The organism is Natrinema salsiterrestre, from assembly GCF_029502005.1.
Taxonomy (GTDB): domain Archaea; phylum Halobacteriota; class Halobacteria; order Halobacteriales; family Natrialbaceae; genus Natrinema; species Natrinema salsiterrestre.
On sequence record NZ_JAMQOT010000002.1, the window covers coordinates 372,409 to 385,922 of the forward strand.

Here is a 13,514-nt window from a genome sequence, read left to right on the forward strand (position 1 = left end):
CTCTCGCTCCCCGCTCGACATATCGGAGCCGCTACGCGGCTCCCTGCTCGCGGCTTCGCCGCTCGCATTGTTCGAGGGTTCCTGCGTCGCCTCCGGCTCCTCGGAACCCTCGCTAGTCATCAGCAGGAACCTCCCCACTACTCAGGTCGATCCCGGTCACCGCACTCACGTTGTCCTGTTGCATCGTCACGCCGATCGCTCGCTCGGAGCGATCGAGCATGGCCGAGCGGTGGGAGACGACGACGAACTGGGCGTCGCCCGCGAGCTCCTCGACCATCTCGCCGACCCGTTCGGCGTTGACGGCGTCGAGGAAAGCGTCGATCTCGTCGAGCGCGTAGAACGGGGCCGGGTTGTGCCGCTGGATCGCGAAAATGAATGCCAGCGCGGTCAGCGACTTCTCGCCGCCCGACATCGCGTCGAGGCGCTGAATCGGCTTGTCGCCCGGCTGGGCCTTCATCGTCAGCCCGCCGTCGAACGGATCCTGCTCGTCCTCGAGGTGCAGCGACCCGGTCCCCTCCGAGAGCTTCTCGAAGATCTCGGTGAAGTGGGCGGCGATCGCGTCGTAGGCGTCCATGAAGGTCTGCTTCTTTTGGGTTTCGTACTGCTTGATCCGGTCGCGGATCCCGTCGGCCTCCTCGACCAGAGTCGCCTTCCCTTCCTCGAGGTCGTCGAGGTCGCTCCGAACCTCGTCGTACTCGTCGATCGCGAGCATGTTCACCGGCTCCATCGCCTCCATGTCCGTCTGGAGGATGTCGATCATCTCGAGGACCGTCTCGTGGTCGGGCACGTCCTCGGGGTCGTAGTTGCCGACTTCGGACTCCAGCGACTCGATCTCCCACTCGAGGCTGCTCGCGCGTTCGCGCGCGTCCTCGAGCTTGCTTTCGACGGTGTTGACCCGGTCCTGTTGCCTGTCGCGCTCCGTCCGAGCCTCGGAGAGCTCCTCCTTGAGATCGCTCCGTTCGCCTTTCAGTTCGGTGAGCTCTTCCTCGAGTTCCGCGACCGCCTCGCGTTTCTCCTCGAGGGCCTCCCGTTTCGTCTCGATCTCGGCCTCGTACTCCTTGATCCGATCCTCGTGCTCTGCTTTGCGGTTCTGGGCCGCCTCGATGTCGTCGTGGAGGTCCTCGATGGCGTCCTCCGCGTACTCCTTCTCGAGGCTCAACTCGTTGAGTTCGTTGTCGAGTTCCTGAATCCGATCCTCGCGCTCGTCGATCTCGGCCTCGAGGGCCTCGATCTGGTCGGTCAGCTCGGGGATCTTCGAGTCCGCGAGCTCGGTCTCGAGGTCGTCGATATCGGCCTCGAGTTCCTCGATCGTCGCCGTCTTCGCGTCGATCTCCGCGGAGATCTCGTTCATCCGCTCGTCGACGGATTCCCGTTCCTCTCGGAGGTCCTCGAGGTCGTCCTCGAGGTCCTCTATCTCCGCCTCGATCGTCTCGCGTTCGTCGTCGAGCCCCTCGAGTTCGGACTCGATCGAGCGGACTTCATCGGCCGCGTCGCTCTTGCGATCGCGGGCGTCGTCGAGGCGCTCCTCGACGCCGCGGAGGTCCTCTCGGAGGGATTCTCGTTCCTCCTGAAGTTCCGTGATCTGTTTGGCGACGCGCTCGAGTTGGCCCTCGCCGCCGCCGGTAAAGGAGTAGCGCGAGCCGCCGCCCGACCCGCCGGTCATCGCGCCGCTCTTCTCGACCAGGTCGCCGTCGAGGGTGACCATCCGGTAGTCGCCCATGTACGAGCGGGCGGTCTCGATGTCCTCGACGACCAGCGTGTCCCCGAGGACGTACGAGAAGATCCCCTCGTACTGGTCGTCGAAGTCGACGAGGTTGTACGCGAAGTCGACGACGCCCGGATCGCTTGGGGCCGACGGAAGCCGGCGCTGGCTCATGTCCGTCATCGGCAGGAAGGTCGCCCGACCCGCGTTGCGGGACTTGAGGTGCTCGATACACTGCTGGCCGATGACGTCGTCGTCGACGACGACGTTCGCCAGCCGGCCGCCGGCAGCGGTCTCGCAGGCGACCGCGTACTCGCCGGCGACGGTCCCCAACTGCGCGACCGCGCCGTGGACGCCGTCGATCCCCGAGTTGAGGATCGTCGTCACCGCGCGACCGAACGAGGAGTCGCCGCTCTCGCCGGCGTTCGCCTCGAGCTCCGCGTACTCCTGCTGTTTCGCCTGAATGTCGTCGTCCAGTTCGTCGACGTCGGACTGGATCCGGCGCTTCTCGCCTTTCAGGTCGTCGACGACCTCCGCGATGTTCTCGCGGTTCCGTTCGGCCTTCTCGAGTTCCCGCTCGAGGTCGCTCCGCTGGCTCTCGATCTCGGGGATCTTCTCCCGTCTCTCCTCGATCGTCGACTCCTTCTCGTCGATGGCGTTCGAGCGCCGGCGGGCTTCATCGAGCAGGCGATCCTGCTCGCGCTGGAGGTCGTTACGCTCGGTCTTGGCCTCCTCTAATTCCTCCTTGCGCTCCGCGAGGTCGGCCTTGAGCTCGTCGAACTCGGTGTCGACGGCCTCGATCTCGGCCTCGAGCTCGTCGCGCTCTTCTTCGCGTTCCTGAATCTCGCTCTTGATCGAGGCCTTCTCGAGCTTGTGCTCGCGCATCTCGTCTGCGAGATCGTCGATCGTCTCCTGCTTGCGATCGATCTGGACGAACGCCTCGCGGCGCTCGGACTCGGCGTCCTCGATCTGCTCCTCGCTGGCCTCGATCTTGTCCTCGAGCCGCGAGATGTCGCCTTTGATCTCCTCGATCTCGCTCTTGATCCGGAGCTGTTCGTCCTCGCCCTTGCGCTCGATCTCGGCGTTCAAGTCCTCGAGGTCCTCCTGCAGGCGGACGACTTTCCCCTCGCGCTCGTCGAGTTCGCGCCGGAGATCCGCCAGTTCGTCGTCGAGGTCGTCGACCTCGGTCTCGACGGACGCGAGCTCGGCGCGTTTCTCCTCGAGCTCGCTGGCCTTCTTGTAGCCCTCGTACTCCTCCTTCTCGCGGCGGAGCCGGCGGTAGCGCATGGCCTCCCGGCGCTCGTCCGCGAGCTGGTCGAGCCGGTCGCGTTTCTCCTCGATGCGGAGTTCGGCCTCGTCGATCCGTTCCTGGACCGTCTCGAGTTCGCCGAAGGCGTCCTCCTTCTTCGCGTCGAACTCCGCGACGCCCGCGATCTCGTCGATGATCTCCCGCCGGGCGTGGGGCGTCATGTTGATGATCTCGGTAACGTCGCCCTGCATGACGACGTTGTACCCCTCGGGCGTGATGCCCGCCTGCGCGAGCAGGTCCTGGATGTCCGAGAGGTTGACCGAGCGGTCGTTCAGATAGTAGTAGGAGTAGTAGTTGTCCTCGGTCTCCTTGACGCGGCGACGGATGCGGATCTCGTCGACGTCGCCGACGTCCTCGCTGCCCGCGGCGTTGACGACCTGTGAGCGCTCGAGTGCGCCCTCGGAGTTGTCGAGGATCACCTCGACGGTCGCCTCGCGGGGGCCGCTCGAGGCGTCGTCGCCCTCGTGGCCGGGGTTGTAGATGAGGTCGGTCAGTTTCTCGGCGCGAATTCCGCGGGTCCGGGCCAGTCCGAGCGCGAAGAGGACGGCGTCGATGATGTTCGACTTGCCGGAGCCGTTCGGGCCCGTCACGACGGTGAAGTCCTCGTAGAACGGGATCTTCGTCTTTCGCCCGAAGCTCTTGAAATCGTCGAGAACGATCGCCTTAATGTACATTCTTTGGACGAAACCTCCGTATCGCCGTCAGCCGCTGGACGGCAGCTACCGGGTCTCCGGTAGCCGCTCGACGGCGGTGTCGCAGTTATGCAACGATGATGTCGTCGCTACCTGAGTCTTCCGTTTCGTCGCCGGTGGCGTCGGTCTCTCCGTCGGCGTCGGCCGCCGCTTCGGCGACGTCGTCCGGTTCGGCTTCGGGCGTTTCACCCTCGTCGGCTACGGACGTCCCCGCTTCCTCGTTGCGTCGCTCGGGGACGCGCGTCGGCGTGTCCGCGTCGAGCTCGGCCTCGAGCACGCGGATCCGCTCTTTCGCCTCGATGAGTTCGTCCGTCAGCCCTTGGACCGTCGACTCGAGTTCCGCAACCGTCGATTCGAGCTTCTCGACACGGTTGTTCGACATATCAACTAGGGATCCGTCCGGCCACATAAACGTACGTCAGACACAGCTAGTTATTCTGGTAACTTTCAGGACCGTCGAACGATCGACGGAGGCACGTAACGGCTCGAACCGCCGTCGTCCCCCGCTTCGGTCGGCCGCGTTCCGCGATCTCTGCGGACGGTTAACATGCACACATTCGCCTATTTGCAGTGGTAGTGAGTCTCATGTGTATGGTGCGACACCCACTGGACGGTGCATACTAGCTATGACAACTGAACCACTTGCGGGAACGGAATCGAACGGAATCGACAGGCGAACGCTCCTGAAGACCGTCGGCGGCTCGGCGCTCGCGGTCGCACTGGCCGGCTGTACGGAACTACTCGAGGGCGAACAGGAGTCGGCGGCAGACGCCGACGTGCCGGACGAGCCGATCGAGTCGGGACTGCAAACGTTCACCGAAGGCGCGCCGTCGGTACTCGGTATTCAGGCCGAGTACGGAGCGGAAACCGCGGTCCGTCGGATCAACGAGAACGGCGGGATCGCGGGCCGGGAGATGAACCTCGACGTCGTCGAGGAGGGCGGTGCGTATCTCACTAACTACCAGCAGTTCGTCGACGAGGGGAAAGACGTCACCTTCGGCCCGATTTCGAGCAGCGGCCACGCGGAAATGGTCCCGGAGATCGAGGCCCAGGAGGTAATCAACGTCTCGACCGACGGGACCGTAACGACGCTGTACGAGGAGGACTTCCCGGACGTGACCTACTCGTTCCGGTTCCAGAACCACGACGTGATGGAGGCGCTCGCGGCCGTCAACCAGGCGGTCGAGGTTCTCGGCGCGGATTCCATCGACACGTACGCGGGAATCAACCCCAACTACGCGTTCGGACAGGACGAGATGAATCTGTTCTCGCAGGGGATCGAGAAACTCACCGGGGCAGAGCAGGTGTACAGCGGGTTCCCGGATCTGGGTACCAGCGACATGTCCACCCACATCACCGAGATCAACGGGGAGGCGCCCGATGTCGTCTTCTCGAGTTGCTGGGGCGGTGACGCGACGCTGTTGCTCGAGCAGGGTCATGCCAACGACATGTTCGACAACACCGAACTGCTGGTCGGGACGGTCCTGTACGGCTCGGCCAACGATATGGAGGAGGATCTCGTCGACGGTCCGATCTACTCGGGATCGCGGAACTTCTACTGGGGCGAGCCCTCGACCGACCGATGGAGCCCGGCCGCCGACTTGGTCGACGAGGTACAGAGCGAGTACGGGGTCGTGCCGACGGCCCACTTCATGAGCGGCTACGGCGCGGTGACGGCGTGGGCGACGGCAGCCGAGAAAGCCGTCAGCCTCCTCGGTCGCTGGCCCGAGCAGGAGGAACTCGCAATGGTCCTCGAGAATCACGGCTTCTTCACGCCGGCCGGCTACCACACGATGGGGTCGGACCACCAGGGCTACTCCAACGCTCACTTCGGTGAACTGACCTGGTCGGACGAGCACGATGCCGCAGCGCTTCAGGACGTGAACGTCTTCGCCGCCAAGAACGTGTCGCCGCCGCCGGGCGAGATCTCGAGCGATTGGATCGGAAGCTGGTGAGTGACGTGCGAGACGGTATTCAATAATTATGCTCGAACACGTACTCAACGGGCTGTACTACGGCTCGATCCTGTTCATGATCGCGTCGGGGATGACGATCATCTTCGGCGTGCTCGGGATCCTCAACCTCGCCCACGGCGAGTTGTACGCGCTGGGCGCGTTCAGCGCGTTCAGCATCATCGGCTTCGTCGCGGGACAGGTCGCGGCTCCGACCGGTCCAGTGACGGCGATCGTCTTCGGCGTCGTCGTCCTCGCCGGCTCGCTCGCGACCGCCGCCGTGTTGCTGCCGGTCGGCGGCGCGCTCGAGGCGGCGTTCATCAGGCCGATTTACGATCGGGACGAGGTCTATCAGCTCCTGCTGACGTACGGGCTGTTGCTGGTCCTCACCGACGTCATGAAGTTCGTCTGGGGGCCGTCACCGGTCGACCTGGGGGTCTTCGGCGGCATCAACGAGATTCCGACGACGGAGCTCGTCGGCATCGATTACCCCTCGTACAACGTCTTCGTCATCCTGATCGGCATCGCAGTGTTCGCCTGGCTCGTCTGGTTCTTCGATCGGACGAAGACCGGCCGAATCGTGCGAGCGACGGCCATCAACCGGGAGATGTCGACCGCGATCGGCATCAGTACGGACCGCATGTTCACCCTCGTGTTCGCCATCGGCGCGTTCTTCGCCGGTTTCGGCGGTGCGATGGTCAGCATCGGACCCGGCTCGGCCTCCCTCGGAATGGGACTCGACTGGCTGGTGCTTTCGTTCGTCGTGATCGTCATCGGGGGACTCGGCAGCCTGAACGGTGCGTTCGTCGGATCGATGCTGGTCGGCGTCTCCAGCCGCGTCGTGACGCCGTACTATCCGCAGCTCGAGCTGGCCGTTCCGTTCCTCCTCATGGTGCTCGTCTTGCTGCTCAAACCGGAGGGACTCTACGGGGCGTGGGGTGAGATCCAATGAGTCGCTTCCTCGTCGACCGCGACGGCGAAACGCACCTTCGTCTCGCGGAGGGGATGGAACTGACGAAGAATCAGGCGGTCCTCGCTGCCGTCGGGCTCGTCGCCCTCCTCATCGTTCCCGACATCACGCGGTTCACCCCGCTCTCGTTCACCGCGATCCACCGCGGGATCCTGTTCGGGCTCGCGGCGGTCGGGTTGAACCTCCTCTTGCGCCACACCGAACTCGTCTCGTTCGGTCACGCGGCGTTCTTCGGCGTCGGGGCGTACGCCGCCGCCGTGTTAGCGTCTCAGTTCGACGTCTCGAGCGGCCTCTTGATGCTGCTGGGAAGCGTCCTCGCGGCGACGGCGATCTCGGTGTTGATCGGCTACTTCGTCGCCGGCTACCTCGACATCTACTTCGCGTTGCTGACGCTCGCGTTCAACCAGGTGCTGTACGCGTTCGTCCTGCAGAGCGGCTACTTCAACTACAGCGACGGGCTCAACGTCCGCCCCGACGGGCTGAACCCGCCCGCGCTGTTCGGCCTCCAGCTGAGCTCGACGGGGTACGAACTGGTCCTGTACTACCTTACGGTCGTCGTGCTCGTCGTCTCGCTGCTGGTGATGTGGAAACTCGTCAACTCGCCGTTCGGCAGGGCATTAGACGCTATCGGTCAGAACCGGACGCGGGCGAGGTTCGTCGGTATTCCCGTCGAAAAGTACGTCTGGGTCGCGTTCGTGATCTCGGGCATCTACGGCGGACTCGCCGGGGGGCTCTTCGCCCTCCTGCAGTTGCACGTCAGCCCGGAACCGACGCTGTACGCGTTCGTCTCGGGCGAGATCCTGTTCATGGCGATCCTCGGCGGGTTCGGCACCCTCGTCGGCCCCGTTATCGGCGGCGTCGTCCTCGTCTACCTGCTGGTTCAGGCGCCGTTCTACATCGAGTATTACAACGCCTTGACCGGCCTGATGCTGCTCGCAGTCGTGCTCTTCCTGCCGGAAGGGATCCTGGGATCGATCCCGAAAATCGGCACGGGACTGTCGCGGCGGCGTCGCGATCCCGGCCTGCTCCGGGAGGACGTCGCGACGATCGGTTCGTCGCTCCGTCGGGGCGTGTCTCGCGCCGCAACCACCGTTCGAATCATCGTATTCGGGGTCAACTGATATGCTCGAAGCACGAGATCTTCGCAAGGAGTTCGGAGAACTGCGCGCCACGGACGACGTCTCGCTGACCTTCGGCGAGACCGACGGCGAGATGGTGTTCATCGTCGGCCCCAACGGGGCCGGCAAGACGACGCTGATCAACTTGCTGACCGGGCTACTCGAGCCCGACCAAGGGTCGGTCGTCGTTCACAGGGAGGAAAACGGCGGCACTGTCGAGGAAGACATCACGGGGATGGCCCCCGAGGACCGCGTCGGGGAAGGGCTCGTCCGGAGCTTCCAGATCGTCCACGTCTTCGAGGAGATGACCGTTCGCGAGAACGTTCGCATCGCCGTCCTCTCGAAGCACGACAAGACGCTGAGCATGCGCTCGGTCGACGACGGTCACGAGGACGTCGAGCGCGAAATCGACGAGCTGCTCGCGCAGTTCCGTCTCGAGGACGTGCAACACGAGGTCGCCGAGACGCTCCCCCACGGCGATCGGAAACTGCTGGACGTGGCCATGTCGTTCGGCCTCGACCCGACCTATCTGTTGCTCGACGAACCCACGGCCGGCGTCGCGACGCGCGAGAAGGAGTACGTCATCGAGACGATCGTCGAGGCCAGCGAGGCCGACGGCGTGACGACGGTGACGATCGAACACGACATGGACCTCGTCAAGGAGTACGCGGACCGCCTCGTGGTCCTCCACGAGGGGCGCGTCTTCCGGGAGGGCGATCCCTCCCTGCTCGAGACCGACTCGGAGCTCCGCCGAGTGCTGTTGGGGGTGGACGAATGAGCGCCCCCGGTTCCGACGACCGGAGGGACCCGTCGAGTCCGCTGCTCGAAGTGTCGAACCTCTCGGCCACCGTCGAGGGGTTCGAGGTCACGCACGGGCTCGACCTCGAGGTCAACGAGGGCGAGGCCGTCGCACTCGTCGGTCGCAACGGTGCCGGCAAGACCTCGACGTTCCGATCGATCATGGGGCTCACGCCGGTCGCCAACGGCTCGATCCGGCTGCACGGAGAGGAGTTGCTCGACATGCGGCCCGAACTGATCCCCAAGCGTGGGATCGGATACCAGCCGGAGAGCCGCGACCTCTTCACCGGAATGACCGTCGAAGAGAACTTCCGGCTCCCGATCTGGACCGCCGGCGAGGCGCGCGGCGTCGAGGACGAGGACGCCCTCGTCGAGGAAATCTTCGAACTCTTCGACGAACTCGAGGATCGACGCGACGCCGAAGTACAGAATCTGAGCGGCGGCCAGGGGAAGATGACCGCGATCGGGCGAGCGCTCGCGCTCCAGCCCGATCTGCTCATCCTCGACGAACCGCTCGAGGGGCTGGCCCCGGTCGTCGTCGAGAACGTCAAGTCCTACATTCACGAGATCATCGACCGAGATATCTCGGTGCTGATCGCCGAGTCGAACGCGAGCCACGTTCCGGAGATCGTCGACCGGATGTACGTGATCGAACGCGGCGAGATCGTCGACAGCGGCGATCCCGAGGCGCTCTCCTCGGACGAGGAGATCCAGATGCTCATGCAGGGCGGCGGCGAGTAATCCGGTCGCCGTCGAGATTTCCTCCGGATATCCGATCCGTTTTCGACGGGATCACCGCTCGAGTGGTCGGTCCGACCTCGCGGCAATAGTGTCGATAAACCGAACCGATCCACAAAGCGTATTATCCCGACACCTGACCGATTCGGTAGGAAGGCGGACAGTGGGTAGGGGTACTCGCAGTTCCTGTCCGCCGAGATGTCGACCCCGAAGCGGCGCGTACGACAGCTGTTCGGTGGCAGCTCGGGCCAGACTGAGCGCTGCGTATCGCGCGCCGACGACACGCCCGGCCCCCATCGGTCGACCACAGTCTCAAAAGGCGGTCGATCGACCGGTTGGTCCGGCCACGGCTCTCAGAACTGGTCGTCGTCCATCCGCTCGATCGCGCCGAGTACTCCATCGAGCACCTTTCGCTCGCTCCGGCGTAGATTCATCGAAACGGCCGTCTTCGAGATATCGAAGTGGTCCGCGAGTTCGTCGAGCGTCGTCTCCCGCGGCGTCTCGTAGTAGCCGTTCCGAGACGCGACCCTGAACGTTTCGCGTTCGGTGTCGGTCAGCGATCGACAGCCATCGAGTAACTGCATCGCGCTCTCGGAGTTCTCGAGCAGATCGAACAGCGTCGACGGGCCGAACTGGTCGCGATTCTCGACGCTGAAATCGTTGTGCCGCTCGAGCGCCGCGAGCGCCCGATCCTCGTCTTCGTCCGCGTCGAAGCCGACGTGCCACCGTTCCCGGCCGTCCTCGATCTGGAAGGGGCCGGTGATGTAACCGCCGTTGTTCTGAATCGTCCGCATAGCGTTCGTCTCCTCGATCTTCGTGCCGATCTCCGCCGTGGTATCCCGCTTCGAGAGGATGTAACAGTTCGTCATGTTCGGGTGCTCCCGAAGCGCCCGAAGGCCGTCCTCGAGCGCCCCTCTCGAGTCCGTCTTGGCGATGAGACGCGTCTCGAGTTTTTCGGCGTCGGTGTCGAGTTGCCACTGGACGGCGGAGAACGCGATATCGACATCGTCCGTCGTATCGATAAACGGACAGTCGTACTGCCGCATATCGATATCGAGGTCGATCATAGCCGGATAGGGAGAGTCTGACATACTATGTCTTAATACTTGGTATTATATTTCCACAACACCATCACGAAGTCGGTTTTATGAATTGATTACGGGACTGGTTCGCGAAATAAATAATCGTTTGGTCACTCAGTGTCCCGTCTCACGAATGGCCGTTCGAACGGTCACGGTTGATATGTTAATGGCGGTGTTTTAGATCGCAGTGTGCTACTGATTACCCGTGTCAATGTCTCAGAATCACGTGACGCCACCGAGAGTCTCTCGGGACGAGATTTACACGTTCCCCGACGACTCGTTTACCGAGCGCAACGTCTGTCTGGTGACGGGCGCCGCCTCGGGTATCGGCCGGGCGACCGCGCTGGCTGCCGCCGGTAACGGACTCACCGTCGCAGCGACGGACGTCGACGAAGCGGGTCTCGAGGGGACGATCGACCGCGGCGAAGAGCTCGACCTCGAGGGGACGATCGAATCGATTCCCGGTGATCTCACTGACGACGAGGACCTGGAGCGGATCGTCGACGATGCCGCTCGGCTCGGCGATCTCGCGTATCTCGCGAACGTCGCGGGGATGCAACACATCGATCCGATCGACGAGTTTCCGATGGCGGCCTACGATCGAATGCACGACGTCATGCTCCGTGCGCCGCTCTATCTCTCGAAGCTCTGTATTCCCCACTTTCGGGAGACCGAGGACGGCGAGGGCTGCGTCGGCAACATGTGCTCGGTCCACGGCCACTACGTCACCGGCGACAAGGTCGCGTACAACGTCTCGAAGTTCGGCCTGCGCGGGCTCACGCAGTCGATCGCCGCCGAAGGCGAGGGGAAGATCCGCTCGTTCTCGGTCAGTACCGGCTACGTGAAGACGCCGCTGGTGACGGCCCAGCTCGAGGACACCGCCGAACAACGCGGAATCAGCGTCGACGAGGTGATCGAAGACGTGATGCTCGGCCAGTCCCGCGTCACGGAGATGATGGAACCGATCGACGTCGCCAATCTCTTCCTGCTGGGCTTCTCGGATCTGGGCCGACACCTCGACGGCGGCGACCTGTTGTTTGATGGTGGCATGAGTCTAACCTACGAGTGAATATGCCCGGAAACACCAGCCCAAGTCTCGAGGACATCGACGAGATCGTCCACGAGCCGAGTCAGGAGTTCGTCGAGTCGACGAACGTCTACGACTTCATGCAGACGTACGGGATCGACGACTACGAGGAACTGATCGAGCGGACGACGACGGACGTCGAGGGCGAGCCCGACAGCGGCGTCGACTGGTTCTGGGACGAACTCGTCGACTACCTCGGGATCGAGTTCTACGAGGCGTACGACGAGGTTCGGGACGACAGCGACGGGCCGCAGTTCTCCGACTGGTATCCCGGCGGCGAACTCAACATCGCTCACAACGTCGTCGATCGCCACGCCGAAGTCGACGAGGAGCGCCGGAACAAAGTCGCGACCATCTGGGAGGGCGAGGACGGCGACGTCCGGGAGGTGACCTACCACGAACTCCACCGGCAGGCGAATCAGGTCGCGAACGCGCTCGAGGAGCGCGGCGTCGAGACCGGCGACACGGTCGGGCTCTACATGCCGATGGTGCCGGAGGTCGTCTCGATCCTCTACGGCTGTTTCAAGGTCGGTGCGATCGCGGTCCCGATCTTCTCCGGCTTCGGCGTGGACGCGGCCGCGACCCGGATCGCGGATTCGGAGTGTTCCGTGCTGTTCACGGGAGACGGCTTCTACCGCCGCGGTGATCCAGTCTTCCTCAAGTCCGCGGCCGACGAGGCGATCGCGGAAGCCGGGCACGTCGAGCACACGATCGTCTTCGACCGACTGGGCTCGAGCAGTAAAACCAGCGAACGCGAAATCCCGTGGACCGACGCCCGCGACGAGTGGTGGGACGACGCCGTCGAGGGGGCGGACGACGACTACGAGACGAAGTCGCTCGATTCGAGTCAGGAGTCGATGCTCCTCTATTCGTCGGGGACGACGGGCAAGCCGAAGGGGATCGTCCACACCCACGCGGGCGTCCAGGTCCAGTGTCCCAAGGAGGTCTACTTCGGCATGGACCTCAAACCCGCCGACCGGTTCTTCTGGGTCTCGGACATCGGCTGGATGATGGGGCCGTGGTCCCTGATCGGGACCCACACCTTCGGCGGCACGGTCTTCATGTACGAGGGCGCACCCGACCACCCCGAACCGGACCGCTTCTGGGAGATGATCGACCGGCACGAGCTCACCCAGTTCGGCATCTCGCCGACCGCGATCCGCGCGCTGCGAAAGCACGGGGACGACTGGCTCGAGGGCCACGACCTCTCGAGTCTGCGCATCCTCGGCTCCACGGGCGAGCCCTGGGATCCCGAGTCCTGGCACTGGTTCCACGAAAACGTCGGCGGCGGCGACGCCCCCATCATCAACATCTCCGGCGGCACCGAGATCTGCGGCTGCTTCCTGATGCCGATGCCGACCGAGCCGCTCAAGCCCTGCACGCTCGGCGGCCCCGGGCTCGGGATGGACATCGACGTCGTCGACCGCGAGGGGAACTCGGTCAGAGAGGACAACGAACGGGGCTACCTCGTCGCTCGCGACTCCTGTCCCTCGATGACCAAATCCCTCTGGTCGGGCGACGAGCGCTACCTCGAGGAGTACTGGTCGACGTTCGAGGACATGTGGGATCACGGCGACTGGGCCCAGAAGGACGCGGACGGCTTCTGGTTCCTCCACGGACGGGCCGACGACACCCTCAACGTCGCCGGGCGCAAGGTCGGGCCGGCGGAGGTCGAAGGCGCGCTCATCGACCACGCGGCCGTCAACCAGGCCGCCGCCATCGGCGCGCCCGACGACACCACCGGGACCGCCGTCGTCGCCTACGTCGTCCTCGAGGACGGGGTCGAGGAGACGGACGACCTCCGCGAGGAACTGCGCGCACAGGTCGGTGAAGAACTCGGCAAACCGTTCCGCCCGCGCGAAGTGCTGTTCGTCGACGAGTTCCCCAAGACCCAGTCGGGCAAGATCATCCGCCGGGCCATTCAGGCGACCTACACCGGCGAGGATCTCGGCGACATGAGCAGTATCGAAAATCCGGGCGCGTTGGAGGAACTCGAGGACGCGCGATAGACGAACAGGAAATCGGGCCGCATTCAGCGGGGACCGAACAGGGGTAGTACGGTTCGG

General features: G+C 64.2%; 10 protein-coding genes. 7 read left to right on the forward strand and 3 right to left on the reverse strand.

Annotated elements, in window-relative coordinates; all coding sequences use genetic code 11:
* Positions 1–112: 112 nt before the first annotated feature.
* Both smc and NDI89_RS07310 read right to left on the reverse strand, forming a co-directional pair.
* On the reverse strand, positions 113–3,685 hold the full coding sequence (gene smc / locus NDI89_RS07305) for a chromosome segregation protein SMC (RefSeq protein WP_277520856.1): 3,573 nt from the start codon (positions 3,683–3,685) through the stop codon (positions 113–115).
* A gap of 85 nt (positions 3,686–3,770) precedes the next feature.
* Positions 3,771–4,085, reverse strand: coding sequence for a DUF7518 family protein (locus NDI89_RS07310; RefSeq protein ID WP_277520857.1), 315 nt, complete (start codon positions 4,083–4,085; stop codon positions 3,771–3,773).
* Positions 4,086–4,329: 244 nt separating this feature from the next.
* On the opposite strand from NDI89_RS07310, the gene NDI89_RS07315 reads away from it, so the two are divergent.
* The 5 genes from NDI89_RS07315 to NDI89_RS07335 are packed head-to-tail and all read left to right on the forward strand — an operon-like array spanning position 4,330 to position 9,282.
* Entirely contained in the window at positions 4,330–5,658 is a 1,329-nt protein-coding gene (locus NDI89_RS07315) for an ABC transporter substrate-binding protein (RefSeq protein ID WP_277520858.1), read from the forward strand.
* A gap of 28 nt (positions 5,659–5,686) precedes the next feature.
* Positions 5,687–6,607: a branched-chain amino acid ABC transporter permease gene (locus NDI89_RS07320; protein ID WP_277520859.1), complete on the forward strand. Its 921-nt coding sequence runs from the start codon at positions 5,687–5,689 to the stop codon at positions 6,605–6,607.
* Entirely contained in the window at positions 6,604–7,746 is a 1,143-nt protein-coding gene (locus NDI89_RS07325; protein ID WP_277520860.1) for a branched-chain amino acid ABC transporter permease, read from the forward strand. Before NDI89_RS07320 ends, NDI89_RS07325 begins: the two co-directional genes overlap by 4 nt.
* A gap of 1 nt (position 7,747) precedes the next feature.
* The gene (locus NDI89_RS07330) at positions 7,748–8,521 is read left to right on the forward strand and encodes an ABC transporter ATP-binding protein (RefSeq protein WP_277520862.1); all 774 of its coding nucleotides are present in this window, start codon (positions 7,748–7,750) and stop codon (positions 8,519–8,521) included.
* Positions 8,518–9,282 (forward strand): ABC transporter ATP-binding protein, encoded by a 765-nt coding sequence (locus tag NDI89_RS07335; RefSeq protein WP_277520863.1) that lies wholly within the window; start codon positions 8,518–8,520, stop codon positions 9,280–9,282. Before NDI89_RS07330 ends, NDI89_RS07335 begins: the two co-directional genes overlap by 4 nt.
* A gap of 350 nt (positions 9,283–9,632) precedes the next feature.
* Here the strand turns inward: NDI89_RS07335 and NDI89_RS07340 are convergent, their stop codons facing one another.
* Positions 9,633–10,346, reverse strand: a complete 714-nt coding sequence (locus tag NDI89_RS07340) for a helix-turn-helix domain-containing protein (RefSeq protein WP_277520864.1) — start codon at positions 10,344–10,346, stop codon at positions 9,633–9,635.
* A 226-nt stretch (positions 10,347–10,572) separates the two neighbouring features.
* Between NDI89_RS07340 and NDI89_RS07345 the strand changes: the two genes are divergently transcribed.
* On the forward strand, positions 10,573–11,430 hold the full coding sequence (locus tag NDI89_RS07345; protein WP_277520865.1) for an SDR family NAD(P)-dependent oxidoreductase: 858 nt from the start codon (positions 10,573–10,575) through the stop codon (positions 11,428–11,430).
* A gap of 2 nt (positions 11,431–11,432) precedes the next feature.
* Entirely contained in the window at positions 11,433–13,457 is a 2,025-nt protein-coding gene (locus tag NDI89_RS07350; RefSeq protein WP_277520866.1) for an AMP-binding protein, read from the forward strand.
* Positions 13,458–13,514: the final 57 nt, after the last annotated feature.

Bases quoted from the DNA above. Each gene is read 5' to 3' on its own strand.
- NDI89_RS07350 (WP_277520866.1), top strand. From the start codon at position 11,433: ATGCCCGGAAACACCAGCCCAAGTCTCGAGGACATCGACGAGATCGTC.
- NDI89_RS07335 (WP_277520863.1), top strand. From the start codon at position 8,518: ATGAGCGCCCCCGGTTCCGACGACCGGAGGGACCCGTCGAGTCCGCTG.
- NDI89_RS07315 (WP_277520858.1), top strand. From the start codon at position 4,330: ATGACAACTGAACCACTTGCGGGAACGGAATCGAACGGAATCGACAGG.
- NDI89_RS07325 (WP_277520860.1), top strand. From the start codon at position 6,604: ATGAGTCGCTTCCTCGTCGACCGCGACGGCGAAACGCACCTTCGTCTC.
- NDI89_RS07330 (WP_277520862.1), top strand. From the start codon at position 7,748: ATGCTCGAAGCACGAGATCTTCGCAAGGAGTTCGGAGAACTGCGCGCC.
- NDI89_RS07310 (WP_277520857.1), bottom strand. From the start codon at position 4,085: ATGTCGAACAACCGTGTCGAGAAGCTCGAATCGACGGTTGCGGAACTC.
- NDI89_RS07340 (WP_277520864.1), bottom strand. From the start codon at position 10,346: ATGATCGACCTCGATATCGATATGCGGCAGTACGACTGTCCGTTTATC.
- NDI89_RS07345 (WP_277520865.1), top strand. From the start codon at position 10,573: ATGTCTCAGAATCACGTGACGCCACCGAGAGTCTCTCGGGACGAGATT.
- NDI89_RS07320 (WP_277520859.1), top strand. From the start codon at position 5,687: ATGCTCGAACACGTACTCAACGGGCTGTACTACGGCTCGATCCTGTTC.
- smc (WP_277520856.1), bottom strand. From the start codon at position 3,685: ATGTACATTAAGGCGATCGTTCTCGACGATTTCAAGAGCTTCGGGCGA.